Source organism: Bradyrhizobium sp. USDA 3262 (assembly GCF_054060035.1).
Genome location: NZ_JBSSCT010000001.1, coordinates 7,009,668 through 7,027,961, shown reverse-complemented (window position 1 = coordinate 7,027,961; position 18,294 = coordinate 7,009,668). Strand labels below are relative to the sequence as shown.

Annotated in this window: 16 protein-coding genes; 12 read left to right on the top strand and 4 right to left on the bottom strand. The window is 61.5% G+C overall.

The window, feature by feature from the left end; genetic code table 11:
* Positions 1 to 16 precede the first annotated feature (16 nt).
* From ACVWYP_RS33225 to wecB, 8 genes are all read left to right on the top strand, one after another.
* Positions 17 to 1,030, top strand: coding sequence for a class I SAM-dependent methyltransferase (locus tag ACVWYP_RS33225; protein ID WP_304496233.1), 1,014 nt, complete (start codon positions 17 to 19; stop codon positions 1,028 to 1,030).
* Positions 1,031 to 1,172: 142 nt separating this feature from the next.
* Entirely contained in the window at positions 1,173 to 3,089 is a 1,917-nt protein-coding gene (gene asnB / locus ACVWYP_RS33220; protein ID WP_304496232.1) for an asparagine synthase (glutamine-hydrolyzing), read from the top strand.
* A 119-nt stretch (positions 3,090 to 3,208) separates the two neighbouring features.
* Positions 3,209 to 4,492, top strand: coding sequence for a nucleotide sugar dehydrogenase (locus ACVWYP_RS33215; RefSeq protein ID WP_259242320.1), 1,284 nt, complete (start codon positions 3,209 to 3,211; stop codon positions 4,490 to 4,492).
* Between the two features lie 8 nt (positions 4,493 to 4,500).
* Complete coding sequence (locus ACVWYP_RS33210; RefSeq protein WP_304496231.1) at positions 4,501 to 5,517, top strand: NAD-dependent epimerase; 1,017 nt, start codon at positions 4,501 to 4,503, stop codon at positions 5,515 to 5,517.
* Between the two features lie 36 nt (positions 5,518 to 5,553).
* Complete coding sequence (locus ACVWYP_RS33205; protein ID WP_028343083.1) at positions 5,554 to 6,501, top strand: NAD-dependent epimerase/dehydratase family protein; 948 nt, start codon at positions 5,554 to 5,556, stop codon at positions 6,499 to 6,501.
* 14 nt (positions 6,502 to 6,515) lie between these two features.
* Entirely contained in the window at positions 6,516 to 7,448 is a 933-nt protein-coding gene (locus tag ACVWYP_RS33200; protein WP_304496230.1) for an NAD-dependent epimerase/dehydratase family protein, read from the top strand.
* Between the two features lie 2 nt (positions 7,449 to 7,450).
* Positions 7,451 to 8,509, top strand: a complete 1,059-nt coding sequence (locus tag ACVWYP_RS33195) for an NAD-dependent epimerase/dehydratase family protein (RefSeq protein ID WP_304496229.1) — start codon at positions 7,451 to 7,453, stop codon at positions 8,507 to 8,509.
* Positions 8,510 to 9,556, top strand: a complete 1,047-nt coding sequence (gene wecB / locus ACVWYP_RS33190; protein ID WP_304496228.1) for a non-hydrolyzing UDP-N-acetylglucosamine 2-epimerase — start codon at positions 8,510 to 8,512, stop codon at positions 9,554 to 9,556.
* 54 nt (positions 9,557 to 9,610) lie between these two features.
* Here the strand turns inward: wecB and ACVWYP_RS33185 are convergent, their stop codons facing one another.
* Positions 9,611 to 10,987 carry a hypothetical protein gene (locus ACVWYP_RS33185; protein WP_304496227.1) on the bottom strand — a complete coding sequence of 459 codons (1,377 nt, stop codon included), beginning with the start codon at positions 10,985 to 10,987 and terminating at the stop codon, positions 9,611 to 9,613.
* A 471-nt stretch (positions 10,988 to 11,458) separates the two neighbouring features.
* Between ACVWYP_RS33185 and ACVWYP_RS33180 the strand changes: the two genes are divergently transcribed.
* The 3 genes from ACVWYP_RS33180 to ACVWYP_RS33170 are packed head-to-tail and all read left to right on the top strand — an operon-like array spanning position 11,459 to position 14,100.
* Positions 11,459 to 12,520 carry a Gfo/Idh/MocA family protein gene (locus tag ACVWYP_RS33180; protein WP_304496226.1) on the top strand — a complete coding sequence of 354 codons (1,062 nt, stop codon included), beginning with the start codon at positions 11,459 to 11,461 and terminating at the stop codon, positions 12,518 to 12,520.
* Positions 12,517 to 12,984: an acyltransferase gene (locus tag ACVWYP_RS33175; protein ID WP_018272672.1), complete on the top strand. Its 468-nt coding sequence runs from the start codon at positions 12,517 to 12,519 to the stop codon at positions 12,982 to 12,984. Before ACVWYP_RS33180 ends, ACVWYP_RS33175 begins: the two co-directional genes overlap by 4 nt.
* Positions 12,985 to 13,002: 18 nt before the next feature.
* Entirely contained in the window at positions 13,003 to 14,100 is a 1,098-nt protein-coding gene (locus ACVWYP_RS33170) for a DegT/DnrJ/EryC1/StrS family aminotransferase (RefSeq protein ID WP_304496225.1), read from the top strand.
* Positions 14,101 to 14,135: 35 nt separating this feature from the next.
* Here ACVWYP_RS33170 and ACVWYP_RS33165 read toward each other — a convergent pair whose 3' ends face one another.
* Positions 14,136 to 14,666: an HAD family hydrolase gene (locus ACVWYP_RS33165; RefSeq protein WP_304496224.1), complete on the bottom strand. Its 531-nt coding sequence runs from the start codon at positions 14,664 to 14,666 to the stop codon at positions 14,136 to 14,138.
* Between the two features lie 104 nt (positions 14,667 to 14,770).
* Positions 14,771 to 15,994, bottom strand: coding sequence for a phenylacetate--CoA ligase family protein (locus ACVWYP_RS33160; RefSeq protein ID WP_304496223.1), 1,224 nt, complete (start codon positions 15,992 to 15,994; stop codon positions 14,771 to 14,773).
* Positions 15,995 to 16,089: 95 nt separating this feature from the next.
* Between ACVWYP_RS33160 and ACVWYP_RS33155 the strand changes: the two genes are divergently transcribed.
* Positions 16,090 to 17,241: an AGE family epimerase/isomerase gene (locus ACVWYP_RS33155; RefSeq protein ID WP_304496222.1), complete on the top strand. Its 1,152-nt coding sequence runs from the start codon at positions 16,090 to 16,092 to the stop codon at positions 17,239 to 17,241.
* 64 nt (positions 17,242 to 17,305) lie between these two features.
* Here the strand turns inward: ACVWYP_RS33155 and ACVWYP_RS33150 are convergent, their stop codons facing one another.
* The gene (locus ACVWYP_RS33150; RefSeq protein ID WP_018272667.1) at positions 17,306 to 18,145 is read right to left on the bottom strand and encodes an ABC transporter ATP-binding protein; all 840 of its coding nucleotides are present in this window, start codon (positions 18,143 to 18,145) and stop codon (positions 17,306 to 17,308) included.
* Positions 18,146 to 18,294: the final 149 nt, after the last annotated feature.

Here is an 18,294-nt window from a genome sequence, read left to right as displayed (position 1 = left end):
TGGATAACTCGCCAGCATGAAGCCGATCGTTCCACTCATCTGCCCTGAGACGGGTGAATCACTGCAGCCATTGCCGATGTCCGACGACATCTCCAACCGGACAACGGCGCTAAAGGCATCCGGTGGTCGTACGTATCCCGTCGTCGGGGGCATTCCGCGCTTTGTTGCGCCGGAGAACTACGCCGCAGCTTTTGGACTGCAATGGAAGACTTTCCGCAAGACCCAGTTGGACTCCTTTACGGGAACGTCGATCAGCCGGGATCGGCTGGAGCGATGTCTTGGCGGCTTCGACGCCGTTCGTGGCAAGAAGGTCCTGGAGGCAGGTTGCGGCGCGGGGCGGTTTACCGAGGTGCTGCTATCCGAAGGCGCGGAGGTGTTTGCGTGCGACCTTTCGACCGCCGTCGAGGCAAACCTGGAGAACTGCGGGGGAAAGCCGGGCTATTTCGTTTGTCAGGCCGATATCCGTGCTCTTCCGGTTGCACCTCAATCATTCGATGTCGTGATCTGCCTTGGAGTCATCCAGCATACCCCCGACCCAGATGAGACCATCAAGGCCCTTGCGGCTCACGTCGCCCCGGGGGGGCTTCTGGTGATCGATCACTATCGATACAGCCACGAGGACATGACCAAGACGCGCCAGCGGCTGCGCAAGTTCCTTATTCGGCAGGATGCAAAGCTTGCGATGAATTTCATCAAGACGCTCGTTGCGGTCCTGTGGCCCTTGCACCGCCTGAGCTGGCGCTACCGAAAGCTTCCGCTCGGCAGCAAATTTCGGCAGGCCGTCCTCTACTACTCGCCCGTTCTCGACTATCACGACTATTATGGACAACTGGGACCCAAGCTGCTCTATGCTTGGGCTGTCCTGGATACTCATGACGCGCTCACCGACCGGTACAAGCACAAGAGGTCGACAGAGCAGATTGCGCAAGCGCTCGATGCGATCGGCCTGGTTGGAGTCGAAGCGAGCTACGGTGGGAACGGCGTAGAGGCGCGAGCTCGCGCGCCCGAGCTGTCTCCCGGAAGAAGTTGAGCTATCGAGTGTGGCCGCCGCGCCATGCACAGAGGTAGCTTTCGGATCTCAGGACACTGCTCTCATGGCGTGGGATTGAACGGTCCGGCGCAACCGTGTGATTGCGCCCATTCCTGAATTCGAAACAGCTTAGGGTTATCGTATGTGTGGAATTGCCGGCTTCCTGTCGCTAGGCTCCGATCCCTTTCCCAAGGGAGAGGCAGCGCTGCGCGCAATGTCCTCGCTGATCAGTCATCGCGGTCCCGATGGGGCCGGCGAGTGGACATCGAGGGACAGGCGCGTGGGTTTCGTCCACCGACGGCTCGCCATCATCGATCTGTCGACGGGTGGCGCGCAGCCGATGATTGCGCCGAACGGCACCGTCATCACGTATAACGGTGAGATCTACAACTACATCGAACTGCGCAACGAGCTGTCGTCCGGATGGGCGTTTCGTTCGACGTCAGACACGGAAGTGATCCTTGCCGCTTATGACAAGTGGGGAGACGATTGCGTTTCTCATCTGAGGGGAATGTTCGCATTCGCGATCTGGGATGAGAGACGGCAAAGACTGTTCGCCGCGCGAGACCGTTTCGGGATCAAGCCCTTCTACTATACGGAGCAGGACGGCACTCTGTTCTTTGCATCAGAGGCCAAGGCTTTGTTGCCCCTGCTGCCGGAGATTCGCACTGACTCGACCGCGCTCGCGGAATATCTGACGTTCCAGTATACGATTGGTGCCAAGACGCTCTTTGCGCATGTCAACGCACTCCTGCCTGGGCATGTGTTCACAGTCGACAATGGAAATGTTCGCGTTCAACGCTACTGGGACGTGCAGTATGTCGTCGATTTCGACCACAGCCCGAGATATTTCGAGGAACGCTTCAGGGAGTTGATCGCCGACTCCATGAATGTCCATTTGCGGGCTGATGTCCCGATCGGCGGCTACGTGTCAGGAGGACTCGACTCGAGCCTCGTCGCCCTTCTGGCTTCGAGTCACGATCATCGCAATCGTCTCGCTTTCCACGGCCGCTTCACGGAGTACCCGGGGTACGACGAGAGCCGCTATGCGCAGGAAGTGGCCAACCGGGCCGACATGACGGTGCATATCGCGGATATCACCGCGGAGGATTTCAGACGCTCGCTGCACGATGTCATCTACCATCTTGATTTCCCGGTTGCCGGCCCGGGCTCCTTTCCGCAATTCATGGTGTCCGCGCTCGCTGCGAAGCATGTGAAAGTCGTACTCGGTGGGCAGGGCGGGGATGAGCTTCTTGGTGGCTACGCGAGATATCTCGTCGCCTATTTTGAGCAGTGCATCAAGGCCGCCATGGACGGTACGTACCGGGAAGGAAATTACGTCGTTACGATCGAGTCCATCGTTCCGAATCTTGGCTTGCTGCGTGAATACAAGCCGATGATCAAGGAGTTCTGGCGCGAGGGGTTGTTCGACGATCTGGACAAGCGGTATTTCAGGCTTGTTGACCGCTCCACCGACATGGTCGGTGAAGTCGATTGGAAGTCGCTCGACAAGCCGCGCGTCTTTGAGGCGTTCCGCGAAATCTTTAACAACAAGGACAATGTGAGGAAGGAAGCCTATTTCGACAAGATGACTCACTTCGACTTCAAGTGTCTCTTGCCGGCATTGCTGCAGGTCGAAGATCGAATGAGTATGGCGCACGGACTCGAGAGCCGGGTGCCTCTACTCGATCACCCACTGGTCGAGTTTCTGGCGACCGTGCCCGCCGACGTGAAGTTCAAGGGCGGGCAGATGAAGCAACTGATGAAGACCGTCTATCGAGATATTTTGCCCGAGGGCATCTTGAGGCGGCGGGACAAGATGGGCTTTCCGGTTCCGCTGAAGGAGTGGTTTGAAGGGACGCTTCAGGAGTTCGTGACGGATATCTTCGATCAGCAGCGAGCGCGCCAGCGCGACCACTTCAACAGCGGCGTAGTGCTTGCGAACTTTCAGAGTGCTTCCCGCTTCTCGCGCAAGACCTGGGGCCTGTTGTCGCTGGAATTGTGGCACCAGCGCTTCCATGACCGGGCTGCCGAATTCAGAGCCATGGTTCGATCGTAGCCAAACCGAACGGCAGAAAACCCGGGTGATGTTTGACAAAGGCGACTGCCATGTTATCGCATCATGCCGAATGCTCTCCATAGGCTTGGGGCCGCGCCAAGCTTAAATCAGGATCGAAAATGAGACACGGACGCAACATCGCTGTAATTGGGTTGGGCTATGTCGGTTTGCCTGTAGCCGTGTCGTTTGCACGATCGGGCGTGCCGGTGGTCGGGTTCGATATTGACCAAAGGCGCGTTGCCGAGCTCACGGCTGGTAACGACAGAACGCGAGAGGTTGAGGCGCACGATCTGCGTCAGCCGTCGCTCGTCTTCTCATCCGATCTCGAGGCAATGGCTGGCTCCGATTTCTACATCGTGACGGTGCCCACGCCGATCGACGAGGCGAGACGGCCAGACCTGGGCGCCATGATCTCCGCATCGCGATCAATCGGCCGCGTGCTGAAGAAGGGCGATATCGTCGTCTATGAGTCAACGGTCTATCCCGGCGCCGTCGAAGAGGAATGCATTCCGGTCCTGCAGGCGGTATCGGGGCTCAAGGCGGGCGAGGATTTCACGGTCGGCTATTCGCCGGAACGAATAAATCCGGGCGACAAGCAGCACCGGTTCGAAACCATCGCCAAGGTGGTTTCGGCGCAGGATCAGCGCACGCTCGATGTCGTTGCCGAAGTCTACGGATCGGTCGTAACGGCCGGTATTCATCGCGCGCCGACCATCAAGGTGGCAGAGGCAGCAAAGGTCATCGAAAATACCCAGCGCGATTTGAACATCGCCTTCATGAACGAACTGTCGCTGATCTTTCAGGCCCTCAACATCGATACTGCGGACGTGTTGTCCGCCGCACGGACCAAATGGAATTTTCTGCCGTTCCAGCCAGGGCTCGTCGGTGGTCATTGCATCGGTGTTGACCCCTACTATCTGACTTATCGCGCAGAGAAGGCCGGCTATCATCCGGAGGTCATTCTCGCGGGTCGGCGGATCAATGACGGCATGGGGCAGCGGGTGGCGCGGGAGTGCGTCAGGGGGCTGCTGCGACGCAAGGCGCAAAGCGGTGTAGTCACGGTCCTTGGACTCACATTCAAGGAGGACGTCCCGGATACGCGGAACTCGCGGGTCGTCGATATTGTGCGCGAGCTGCAGTCGTTCGGCTTGGTGGTGCAGCTGCATGATCCTCTCGCAGATGCAGCCGATGCTGAGGAAGAATACGGGGTCAAACTCTTGCCGCTCAACGAGCTGCAATCGGCGGATGCCGTCGTTCTGGCGGTAGCCCACAACGAATACGCGACCGGCGGGTGGCCGCTGATTCAGCGGTTGCTGACCGATGGCAATGGTCTGGTCTACGATGTGAAGTCGACGCTTGATCGAGGCACCAGGCCGGCCGGCATTGAGCTGTTGCGACTTTGAGTGCGAGCATGTCCAGCAAGGCAGTTCTTGTCACCGGGGCAGCCGGCTTCATCGGTTTCCACGTCAGTCAGCGCCTGCTGTCGGAAGGCCATGACGTGGTTGGCGTTGATAGTATCAACGACTACTATGATCCCAGCCTCAAGCTGGCGCGCCTGGATCTGCTCAAAAGCAATTCCCGTTTCAGCTTTGAAAAGCTTGATCTCGCTGATCGACGGGAGGCGAAAGCGCTGTTCGATCGGTGTCGCTTTACCAGGGTGATTCATCTGGCAGCGCAGGCCGGCGTCCGATATTCAATCCAAGATCCGCACGCGTATGTCGACGCGAATATGCAGGGCTTCCTCAATATCCTGGAGGGATGCCGGCATAACGGATGTCAACACCTGGTTTACGCGTCGTCATCCTCAGTCTATGGCGCAAACTCCAAGCTCCCGTTCTCGACCGAAGATGGCGTCGATCATCCGATCAGTCTCTACGCGGCTTCCAAGAGGGCGAACGAGTTGATGGCTCATTCCTATAGCCATCTTTATCGCCTTCCCACGACGGGGCTCCGTTTTTTCACGGTGTATGGCCCGTGGGGCCGTCCCGATATGGCGATGTTCATTTTTGCCAGATCCATTCTGGCTGGAGAGCCAATCCGGCTCTTCAATCACGGTCGAATGCGTCGGGACTTCACCTATGTCGACGACGTTAGCCAGGGCATCGTTCGTCTCATCGATCGAGCGCCGCAGGGCCTCCAGGATTGGAACAGCGACAAACCCGACCGAGCGGCCAGCAGCGCTCCGTGGAAGATCTACAATATCGGGAACAACAAGCCCGAGGAACTGACATATGTCATCTCGCTCCTCGAGAAGGAGTTGGGTAAGGTGGCGGTGAGGGAGATGCTGCCGATGCAACCCGGCGATGTCGAGGCGACCTACGCCGACATCAAGGATCTTGAGCGGGATATCGGCTTTCGGCCCGCGACACCAATCGAGGAAGGTGTCGCGCGCTTCGTCAAATGGTACCGGGACTACTACCGGATTTAGCAACAGTAGCTGACTTTCTCAAATCTGGGTAATCGGATGAAAATCTTTGTCACCGGCGGCGCCGGCCAGGTCGGATCAACCGTCATCGATATGTTCTTGTCGCGCGGCGACGAGGTGGTTGCGATCGACAACTATACGACCGGCCGGGCCGACAATCTGACCAAACATGAAAACCTGACCTTGGTCGAAGACACGATCGCGAATGCCGACGTGATCAATCGACTGTTTTCAGATTTTCGGCCCGAGATCGTCGTTCATACCGCGGCGTCCTACAAGGACCCGGAGGATTGGGGAACCGACGCTCTGGTGAATGCCGTCGGCACGGCAAACGTCGCGAAGGCCTGCAAGACCTTCGGCGTATCTCGCCTGATCTACTTTCAGACGGCGCTTTGCTATGGCACCAAGCCGCTGCAGTCCCCGATCCCACTCGATCATCCGATCAATCCCGTCAATTCGAGCTATGCCATCTCGAAGACGGCCGGCGAGAACTACGTGCAGTTTTCTGGCGTGGATTGGGTCACTTTCAGGCTCGCCAACGTAATTGGGCCAAGAAACGTATCCGGTCCGCTGCCGATCTTCTATGGCCGGTTGGCGAAGGGACAGAAGTGCTTCGTTACGCCGGCCCGGCGGGACTTTTGTTACGCGGGTGATTTGGCAAAGGTCGTTGTCAGGGCCGCCGATGGCGTCGGTCGCGGCACCTATCATTTTTCCTCGGGCAAGGACGTCGCGATCAAGGAGCTCTACGACGCAGTCGTGCGGGCAATGAAGATCAATGACTATCCGGAGCCCGAGGTTAAGCCGCTTGGTCCGGATGATGCCGCTTCCATCCTTCTGGACCCCGAACGCACGTTCAAGGACTTCGGCGCAGTTGAGTTCACTTCGCTCGATGAGATCGCCCGTCTGTCGGTTGAGCGCTGGCAGAGGGAGGGCGTCGTCGGTGGCTACACACACCTGAAGGAAGCGCGTGCGGAAATCCGCACCTGATCGGATCAAGTTCGATGCGCATCATTATCACCGGCGGGGCGGGGTGCCTCGGCTCGAACCTTATTGAGCACTGGTTGCCGCAAGGTCACGAAATTCTTGTCATCGACAATTTCGCGACCGGCAAGCGTGAGGTCGTGCCCGCGCTTCCCGGCCTAAATCTCGTCGAAGGTTCGATTGCCGATCGTGATCTGGTGGCGAAGGCCTTTGCCGACTTTGCCCCAACTCACCTGGTACATTCGGCCGCTTCCTATAAGGATCCGGCAAACTGGCGCGAGGATATCGCGACGAACGTTGAGGGGACCGCGAATCTCATTGAATTCGCGCGGACCGCGGGTATTCGCCGGGTCATAAATTTCCAGACCGTCTTGTGCTACGGGCGCCCCGAGAGCACGCCTATTGCCGTCGAGCATCCGCTGCGGCCGTTCACGAGCTATGGCATTTCAAAGGTCGCCGGCGAGCAATATCTGGCCATGAGCGGTCTGCCTTTCGTCTCCCTGCGCCTTGCGAACGTCGCCGGCCCGCGCCTCGCAATCGGTCCGATCCCGACCTTCTACAAGCGACTGAAGGCGGGACAGGCATGCTTCTGCACGGCGGCCTACCGGGATTTCCTCGATATGTCCGATTTCGTCGCCGCAGTAGACATTGCGATGGCCGAGGGCGCGCCGACCGGCATCTTCAACGTATCCAGCGGAGCGGGACATTCCATCAAGGACGTATACGATCTGGTCCGATCGCATCTTCAGTTGCCGGCCGACCCGGATGTCAAGGTGGTGCCTGTCGGAGAAGATGATGTTCCCTCCGTGGTGCCGGATCCTACCAGGACGCAAGAGATCCTCGGCTGGAAAGCAAGGGTTTCGTTTCAAGAGACAATTCGGCGGCAGCTCTCGTGGTACGACGCCCACGGAGTGACGGACGTCTACAGTCACCTGGCTGCACCTAAGGGGTGAAGATGAGTTCTTTCAATGGAGCTACCGTCCTTGTCGTTGGCGGAGCTGGATTCGTCGGATCAAATCTCGTCAAGAAGCTGCTGGAGCAGGCACCGGCTCGGGTCGTCATAGTCGACAACCTGTTGTCGGCCGACGTTTCAAATGTACCGGACGATCCACGGGTCGAATTCATTCGGAACTCCATCACGGACGACGCAGTGCTTGCGGCGTTGCCGGGAAACCTGGACTACGTCTTTCATCTCGCCTGCTATCACGGCAATCAGTCCTCGATCGCCGATCCGCTTGCGGATCACGCGAACAATACGCTCACGAGCCTGAAGCTCTTTGAAAGGCTCAAGAGCATTGGTTCGCTACGGAAGGTTGTGTACGCCGCCGCAGGCTGTGCCGTGGCCGAGAAGACCTTCCAAGGGGCCGAGGCGACGCGAGAGGATGCGCCGGTTTCTCTGTTTCACGACAGTCCGTACTCGATTTCGAAGTTAATCGGCGAGATGTACGGCAACTACTACTTTGCGCGATATAAGCTGCCGTTCGTGAAGGCGCGCTTTCAGAACGTTTACGGTCCCGGCGAAATCCTTGGCGCCGGCCGCTGGCGCGGAACGGTGCATACCGTATGGAGAAACGTTACGCCGACTTTCATATGGAGAGCGCTGCACGGCGAAGCCTTGCCGGTTGAGAACGGCGGGATCGCATCTCGTGACTTCATCTATGTGGAAGACATGGCGAGAGGATTAATGGCGTGCGCGCTTTTGGGCGAGCCCGGCGAAATTTACAATCTCGCCTCTGGCGTCGAAACCAGCATTCTTGAACTAGCGACCCGCGTGAATTCCATCGTCGGCAATGTGACGCCGATTGCGCTGACGCCGGCGCGGGATTGGGACAGGTCGGGGCAGCGCTTCGGCGATCCGGCCAAGGCGCGTGAGAAACTCGGCTTCGTCGCGACCGTGTCTCACGAGGATGGTCTTCGGAAAACCATCGATTGGACGCGCGCAAATCGCGAGCGCATCGTCGGCTGCATGCGAGATCACGTTGCGCAGCTGCCCGATGTCGCAAGGTATTCCTGAATGCTGAAGATTCTCACGGTTGTCGGCGCCCGTCCGCAATTCATCAAGGCGGCGGCTGTCAGTCGTGCGATCCGCGAGACCAACGGACTCACGGAAGTGATGGTGCATACCGGTCAGCATTTCGACACGAACATGTCCGACGTGTTCTTCGAGGAGCTGGATATTCCAAAGCCGCAATATCATCTCGATATCCATGGCGGTGGTCACGCCGACATGACGGGACGTATGCTGATTGCGATAGAGCCTATCCTGCTCACGGAAAAGCCCGACTGGGTTGTCGTCTATGGTGACACCAATTCGACTTTGGCCGGCTCGCTCGCGGCGTCGAAGTTGCACATTCCGGTCGCGCACGTCGAAGCGGGGCTTCGTTCGTTCAATCGCCGGATGCCAGAGGAAATCAATCGGCTGGTAACCGACCATCTTGCCACGTTGAATTTCTGTCCGACGGCCGCAGCCGTTGCCAACCTCGCCGCCGAGGGCGTAACCAAAGGCGTACATCACGTCGGCGACGTGATGTACGATGCAACCTTGTTCGTGACGGACAAGGCCGAGGAAAGTTCGACCATACTCACCAGCCTCGGGCTGGTCCCGAAGACATATTCACTTGCTACGATTCATCGCGCTGAAAACACCGACGACCGGGAGCAGCTTCTGGCCGTCGTGCGGTTTCTGCAGGATCAGTCGCAGAAATACCCTGTTGTTCTACCGCTGCACCCGCGCACCCGGCAGGCTGCTTTGCGTATGGGAGTTGCTCTCGACGGCTTGAAGATTATTGATCCAGTCGGCTACTTCGATATGGCCAAGCTTCTGCACAACGCAGTTGAAGTCTATACGGACTCGGGAGGCGTCCAGAAGGAGGCCTATTTCCATCGCGTGCCCTGCACCACACTGCGTGACGAAACCGAGTGGACGGAAACGATTGCACACGGCTGGAATCGGCTCTGGATGCAACCGGCGCAGGCCATTCGGCGCGAGATAGAGGAATACGGGACCGGTCGCGCAGCTTACAATGTCACGCGTTTGTTGAGTTCTGGCGGCTTGCCTTAGGTTGATCGAAGCGTAATTGCCGAGTACTGAAGCTTCGTAGCCTCTGTGCTCGATTCAGTTCAGGACGACCTGCTGCAAGCTTGCATTTTGCAGGCGCTCGCCTGCCGCAGTCGTCGACGTTGCCGTCTGGTCGAACGCTGACCGCGGCGTAATGTACCAGAGCAGGAACAGCAGCCCGGTGCCGTTCGTCAGCAAGGCTGTCGAAAGCGGTACATTGAGGAGAACCTGGGGGAGCAACCCCGCGGAGAGCAGCACGAATTGCGCGGGCAAGCCGGACGACAGGCGATTGCCGAGGGCAATGATCAGGCCGCAGCCCAGCGCGGATACCGGGGCGAGCACGAGGCCGACCGAAGCGACCCCTTCGGTGGCGAACAGCGAAGCGTTGAAGGCGCCGAGATCGTAGGCCTTGGCCATGACGGCCCATATCGGCTCGTCATAGGCGCATGCAACCACGAGCTTCAACGCGTTGATCTGGCAGAAATGAGTCAGCGGGTGCGCCGAGAAGTAGTTGTTGTAGACTTCAAGGGCGAGCGACGGGATCGCAACCATCCTGGTGTTGACGGTGCCGAAATAAACCAGTGCGGGCTTGAGCGGCAGCACCTCGGCTTTGACCAGGAAGAACAAGATAGTGCCGATCAGGATAGGCAGGAAAAACGACAGGATCGTCGTGACCCTGGCCTCAGCCAGCTTGCAGATCAGCGCGAGAAACAGCAGCCAGACCGGAGCAAACAGCGCCATCTTGGTCAGCATGATCGGGTAGAACATTAGCATCAGAAGCAGAGCGGCCCCTGCCTGCCAGATCCGCTTGCTGGCGACGAAGCAGGCGAAGGCGAACGGCAACAGGGCGTTCGAGACGATCCAGACGGCATATCGCAGGACGCCGGGCAACGCGAGCTCCGCGCGATATTTGTAGATCTCGGCGAGATCGACCAGCTTGAGGTTGTAGAGAGACCCGATGCCGATGATTGCGGCCGAGGCAATCAGGATGACGGAAGGCATCATGTGAAAGGCGCGCGCCGGCATGACGACAGCCTGCCGTACCGGCGCGGTGATGAACAGCACGGGGGCGAGGAATGCGAGCGCCGAAAGCACGATCGAGGCGAGCGCCAGGCGATGATCGTAATCGAGCACCGAAAATTCGATCAGCCAGAGATACCCCAGGACCATGATGTAGAAATAGAAGCCGACGAGATAGCCAAAGCTGAAGCGACTGATTGCGAACAGGATGACGACGGGACTGAACGCCAACACGTTGACGATTGCGGATGCAAGATGTGCCTTGTCGAAGGCGATGACACCCGGGAAGGAATCGGTGATCGTGATGCAGTACAGCGAGATGCAGCAAACCACGACGTGGGCATAGGCAAGCAGGGCAAGCTTGGTCTGGCGCCACCCGAAACCAGGCTCCAGCTGAATAGCGCGATCGTTCATTCTCACCTACCGCCGCATCGGGCTGCGCGTTTGGGACCGTCTCGTGGATAGTCATCGTATTCGGCAGACTAACCCGCGATCGCCAACCGATGCCGCCTTTTGAGCCAGGGGCATGGCACGACGCCGATAAGACGACAAGGACAATGCCGGTCCTTCATCCTATTATTCCTGGTTAATAACGCAAATGCCGCTTGTTGCTCCGGGGGGTAGAGGAGCAGTTGTCCCCGATCGGATCGCCGTTACCCGGCGAGGCTTGTCGCAAGGACCCTTGCCACGCTCACAAAGGCCAAGCGAGCCGAGGCAGCGCGAAATCATGGTGCCGCGGCCGCGCCGCCTGACTGGTGCATGGCCTTGCCTTACCCCGAGTTTTCTGGGTAATGGACGTTATCGCGCGGCTCGCAAGGCCGCTTGTTCCCTCGGCTCTTCGGCCGGCTGCAATGGCCGGTCACGAGACAAGACAGGGCCTGTTGCATGATCAGATTTGGCCTGCTCGGGTGCGGGCGTATCGCCAAGCGTCACTCGGATCTCCTGGGTGGCAATCACATCGAGGGAGCGAGCCTGGTCGCGGTCTGCGATCCGATCCGCGCGCGCGCCGATGCGGTTGCCGGGAAGTTCGGCGTTGCGGCCCATTACGACATGGACGAATTCCTGGCGCGGAAGGACATCGATGCCGTCGCCGTGCTGACGCCGAGCGGGCTGCATCCCGCGCATGTGATCGCCTGTGCCAAGGCCGGCAAGCACATCGTGGTTGAGAAGCCCATGGCGCTGCGGCTGCAGGACGCCGACGACATGATCCGGGCCTGCGACCAGGCCGGCGTCAAGATGTTCATCGTCAAGCAGAACCGCTTCAACGTGCCGGTGGTCAAGGCGCGCGAGGCGCTCGACGCCGGCCGCTTCGGCAAGCTCATCCTGGGGACGGTCCGAGTGCGCTGGTGCCGCGACCAGGCCTATTATGACCAGGACGATTGGCGCGGCACCTGGGCCTATGACGGCGGCGTGCTGACCAATCAGGCAAGCCACCATGTCGACATGCTGGAGTGGTTCTTCGGCGACGTGGTGAGCGTGCATGCGCGCGCGGCAACGGCACTGGCCAATATCGAAACCGAGGATACGGCCGTCGCGACCTTGAAGTTCCGCAACGGCGCGCTCGGGATCATCGAGGCGACCACCGCGGCGCGCCCGACCGATCTTGAGGGCTCGCTCTCGATCCTGGGCGAAAAGGGCACGGTCGAGATCTCGGGCTTCGCGGTTAACCAGATCCGGCACTGGCGCTTTGTCGACGAGCTGCCGTCGGACAAGGACGTCGTGGAGAAGTTCTCGGTCAACCCGCCCAACGTCTACGGCTTCGGCCATCAGGCCTATTATCACCATGTGGTCGATTGTCTGGTGAATCAGCGCGCTGCGCTGGTGGACGGGCTCGAGGGCCGCAAGAGCCTGGAGCTGATCTCGGCCCTCTACGAGTCGATCGAGACCGGCGAGGAAGTCGCGCTGCGCTTCACGCCACGGTTGAGCCGGCTGGGCGTCGTTTCGTGAACCGGCCGGAGGTGCATCAGGCCAGCGTGCGCGATGTCGCGTTCGGCGAACGCGTCAAGATCGTCGAGCCCTGCAACCTCTATGGCTGCAAGCTCGGCGACGACTGTTTCGTCGGCCCCTTCACCGAAATCCAGAAGGGCGTGATCGTCGGGGCGCGCACCCGCGTGCAGTCGCATGCCTTCGTCTGCGAGCTCGTTACCATCGGCGAGGATTGTTTCGTCGGCCACGGCGTGATGTTCGTCAACGACACGTTCTCCACCGGCGGCCCGGCGCGTGGACGCAAGGAGCTGTGGCGCGAGACGGTGATCGGCAACCGGGTGTCGATCGGCTCCAATGCGACGATCATGCCGGTCAGGATCGTCGACGACGTCGTCATCGGCGCCGGATCGGTGGTGACCAAGGACATCACGATATCAGGCACCTATGCCGGCAATCCGGCGCGCCGGCTGCTGACGAGCCAATAGGGCAATAGGGGAATATCGATGGCGGTGCCGTATGCCGACCTGCAACTGCAATACCAGTCCATCAAGGGCGAGATCGACGCTGCGATCGCCGGCGTGATCCGCGACAACGCCTTCATTCGCGGCGGCTATGTCGACGCCTTCGAGCGAGAATTTGCGGCGGCGGCCCAGGTCGCTCATTGCGTGTCCTGCGCCAACGGCACCGACGCGCTTTACCTCGCCATGCGGGCGCTGAAGGTGAAGCCGGGCGACGAGGTGATCACGACGGCGCATTCCTGGATCTCGACCGCGGCGATGATCACCCATTCCGGTGCCACCGTCGTATTCTGCGACACCGACGAGGCCACGTTCACGATCGATCCGGCGGCCATCGAGGCCGCGATCACGCCGCGCACGGTCGGGATCATCCCGGTGCACCTGTACGGCCAGCCCGCGGATATGGACGCGATCATGGCGATCGCGCAGAAGCACAGGCTGTGGGTGATCGAGGATTGCGCCCAGGCCCATCTGGCGCGCTACAAGGGCCGCATGGTCGGCACCTTCGGCGCGGCCGCGACCTATTCATTCTATCCCGGCAAGAATCTCGGCGCGATGGGCGATGCCGGCGCGGTCGTCACCAGCGACGCGGCGCTCGCCGAGCAGATGGCCATGCTGGCGCGCCATGGTGGACTGGTGAAGCACCAGCACCACATCGAAGGCATCAACAGCCGGCTCGACGGCATGCAGGCGGCGATCCTCTCCGCCAAGCTGCCGCACCTTGCCGCCTGGACCGAGGCCCGGCAGGCCGCGGCCGAGGTCTATGATGCCGGCCTCAACCAGATCGAGGATGTCGTGGTGCCCGAGGTCGCGCCGGCACGCAGCCACGTCTATCACCTCTACACGATCAGGCATCCGCGCCGCGACGCGCTCGCCGCCCATCTCAACGCCAACGGCGTGCAGACCGCCATCAACTATCCCACCGCGCTGCCGTTGCTGCCGGCCTATGCGCGGTTCGAGCATCGGCCGGAGCAGTTCCCCAACGCGCATCGCGATCAGGGCCGGATTCTCTCGCTGCCGATGTTCGCTGAGATCACGCGCCAGCAGCAGGACGAGGTGATCGAGCTGATCCGGAAGTTCTGATCGCGATCGCGACCACGCGCCTGACGCTGTGGTCTTCAGCTCCCGAGCAGCAGGGGCCTCAGGAACAGCTCCAGATTGGATCCCGAGAACAGGTAGCCCTTCAGCCCGGCCGCACGTGCCGCCTCGAGATCCGTCGGTTGATCGCCGACCAGAAAGCTGCGTTCGACGTCGACCGGAAAACGTTCCAGCAGATCATTGATCATGCCCGGCGACGGTTTGCGCCGGTGGCTGACCTGCCGATATCGTTCAACCGTCCCTTCAGGATGGAACGGGCAGAATTCGAAGGCGTCGATATGCGCGCCGATCCTGCCGAGCTCATCGGCCATCCAGTCGTGAAGCCGCCGGACGTGTGTCTCCTCGTAGAGACCCCTTGCAACGCCTGACTGGTTGGTCACGACGAACGCAAAATACCCCATGTCGTTGACCGCCTTGACCGCCTCGCGCGCGCCGTCGATCCAGACCAGCCTGTGGCTTTCGAAGAGGTAGCCGATGTCCTGGTTCAGGACGCCGTCCCGATCGAAGAACACGGCTGGCCTTCGCGGCTGATCTCCGGAAGCGCTGCTCATGAGGTGATGATCCGTTCGTCTCCACGAGGCATGAGCTAGCTCAATAGTTCACAAAGCCGCGCGCGACAAATCTGGATCGATCACGCCCGGTGTGGTCTCGACGTTTATCGCTCGTCCGCAATCACCTTGCCGTCGTTCGGCAGCGAGCCGGTTCCGACCAGCTCGACGGTGCCCCCCAGTTTGGTCACCGCACGCAGCGTCGCTGCAACTTCGCTCAACAGGGCATCCGGCGCCGAGGCACATTCGGCTCTCAGCGTCATCACGTCGGCCTCGCCGGCGCGCGTGACGACAAGGCGCAGCCGTCCAAGCTCGGGATGGCGCTTGCCGATCTCCGCGATCTGCTCGGGGCGCACGAACATCCCCTTCACCTTGGTGGTCTGGTCGGCGCGGCCCATCCAGCCCTTGATTCGCATGTTGGTGCGCCCGCACCGGCTCGCGCCGGGCAGGGCAGCGGTCAGGTCGCCGAGCGCGAGGCGTATCCAGGGATGGTGCGGATCGAGCGAGGTCACCACGATCTCGCCGACGTCACCCGGCGCAACGGGATCGCCGGTGCCGGGCTTGACGATCTCCAGGATCAGGTCCTCGTTGACCGTCATTCCCTCGCGCGCCGCCGTCTCGAACGCGATCAGGCCGAGATCGGCGGTGCCGAAGGCCTGGTAGGCCTCGACGCCGCGCGACTTCATCTCCTCCTGCAGCGATTTCGGAAATGCCGCGCCTGAGACCAGCGCGCGCTTGATCGACGATACGTCACGGCCGGCGGTGGCGGCCGCGTCGAGCAGGATCTTCAGGAAGTCCGGGGTGCCGCTATAGCCGACCGGGCGATAGGCCTCGATCAGCTCGAATTGCTGCTCGGTATTGCCGGGGCCCGCCGGGATCACCGCACAGCCGAGCGCCCGCGCGGAAGCATCGAAGATGAAGCCGCCGGGGGTGAGGTGATAGCTGAAGGTGTTCAGCACCACATCCCTCTCGCGAAAGCCCGCCGCGAACAGCGCCCGGGCGCCGCGCCAGGGGTCCGCCTGGCGGCCCTCGGGCTCGAAGATCGGTCCGGGCGAGGTGAACAGCCGGGCGAACGAGCCGGGCGTGTCGGCCACGAAGCCGCCGAACGGCGGGGCGGCCTTGTGCAGGGCCGGCAGTTCCGACTTGCGCAGCACCGGCAGTCCCGCCAGCGCCTCCCGGCTGGTGATGGAGGCGGGATCGGTGCCCCTCAACAGGTTGGAATAGGCGGGCGCCGCCATCGCCTTGCGCAGCACCTCGGGCAGTCGGGCGAACAACGCGGCCTCGCGCTCGGCCGGATCGCGCGTTTCAAGGGCGTCGTAATGGTCGGTCATGGCAGGTCCTTGAGAGGATGTGCGCGGGTTGCGTGCCGGTCCGCCCGTGCTATCAGACGGTGACCGCTGACATTGGGACGGTTCCAGGGAGCACGATGGCTGAGGCAGAGAGCGTTGCGGCGGACGGGGCCGCCGACGTCGTCGCGAGGCTGAAGCGCCGCATCATTGGCGAGGCCCTGCCGCTGTGGTCGACCGCAGGCTGGGACAGCACCGCCGGCGGCTTTGTCGACCGGCTGCATCAGGACGGGACAGCGGACCGCGCCGCCCCGCGCCGGATCATGGTGCAGGCGCGCCAGATCTATTGCTACGCCAAGGCGGCCCAGCTCGGCTGGTATCCGGAAGGACGCGCGGTCGCGCTGAAAGGGCTGGACTACCTGCTGGCCAAGGCCAAGGCGCCGGACGGCCGGCCCGGCTTCGTCTACAGCCTGACCGCGGAGGGCGGCGTGCACGATCCGCTGCGCGACACCTACGGCCACGCCTTCGTGCTGCTCGCGCTCGCGACCGTCTACAGCCTCGACCAGGACTCCCAGATCTGCGCCGAGATCGACGCGCTGCTGTCGTTCCTCGACACCCAGCTGCGCTCGCCCCATGGCGGCTTCCACGAGGGCCTGCCGCCCTCGATGCCGCGCCGGCAGAACCCGCAGATGCATCTGTTCGAGGCGATGATCGCCTGCTTCGACGCGACCCACGACTTGTCGTTCCAGAACCGCGCCGGCGATTTCTTCGCGCTGTTCCTCGCCAACCTCTACGACAAGCAGACGCGCACTCTCGGCGAATATTTCGAGGAGGACTGGTCGAAGATCCCGCCGGTCAGCGTCGAGCCCGGGCACCTCGCGGAATGGGTCTGGCTGCTGAAGGGATTCGAGCGCATCACCGGCTGCCCGACCGGGCGCCCGCGCGGCGAGCTGCTGGCATCGGCGCTGCGCTATCGCGACGCGGCCACCGGCTGCCTGGTCGACGAGGGCGACGCCGAGGGCAACATTCGCCGCCACACACGGCGGCTGTGGCCGCAGAGCGAGCTGGCGAAGGCGTGGATCGCGCAGGCCGAGTCGGGCGAAGCCGGCGCGGCGGATGAGGCGCGCGCTGCGCTGGTGCTGCTCGAGCGGCACTATCTCGGCCATCCCGTGACCGGCGGCTGGTACGATCAGTTCGACCGCGACGGCAATTCGCTGGTCGCCACGATCCCGGCGTCGTCGTTCTATCATGTGCTTTGCGCGGTCACTGAAGCCGAGCAGGTGCTCGGATAGAACCGCCTTCCTGGTCTGACGCGTTCTCTGCACACGCAACTCCGCCTGAAAACGCTCGATATCCTCACAGCCAGCGCTTGCGCCGCTTGAAGCTCTTCAGGTTCTTGAAGCTCTTGCGCTGGTCGCCGGCGCCGCCGAGGTAGAATTCCTTGACGTCCTCATTGTCGCGCAGCTCGTCGGCGGAGCCGTCGAGCACCACCTTGCCCTGTTCCATGATGTAGCCATGGCTCGCGACCGAGAGCGCGGCGCGCGCATTCTGCTCGACCAGGAGGATCGTGACGCCGAGGTCGCGGTTGATCTCCTTGATGATCGCGAACACTTCCTTGACGAGCAGCGGTGACAGTCCCATCGACGGCTCGTCCATCAGGATCATCTTCGGACGGGCCATCAGCGCGCGGCCGATCGCGAGCATCTGCTGCTCGCCGCCGGAGAGATAGCCGGCGAGGCCGGTGCGCTCCTTCAGGCGCGGGAAATATTTGAACACCATGTCGATGTCATCGGAGACCTCGCCGTCGCGCCGGGTGAAGGCACCGAGCCGCAGGTTCTCCAGCGACGTCATGTCGGCGACGATGCGGCGGCCTTCCATGACCTGGAAGATGCCGCGGCGGACGATTTTGTCCGGATCGATGCCGTTGATGCGCTGGCCCTCGAACAGGATCTCGCCGCGGGTGACCTCGCCGTCCTCGGTCTTGAGCAGGCCCGAGATCGCCTTCAGCGTGGTCGACTTGCCGGCGCCGTTGGCGCCGAGTAGCGCCACGATCGCGCCCTTCGGCACCTCGAGGCTGAGGCCGCGCAGCACCAGGATGACGTCGTCATAGACGACCTCGATGTTGTTGATGCTGAGCAGCGGCGGCGGCGGGACGGCCGTCGGCCCCGGGCGGGTGGCTTCGAGGGTTTCGTTCATGGTCTCGATCACTCTCCACTGTCGTCACCCGCGTTTCGTGCGCAACTGCGCACTCGAGCGGGTGACCCAGGATTCCAGAGGCGCCGGCGATCAATCGAGAGGCCGCAGCGTACTGGATCCCCCGCTTTCGCGGGGGATGACGATTGTTG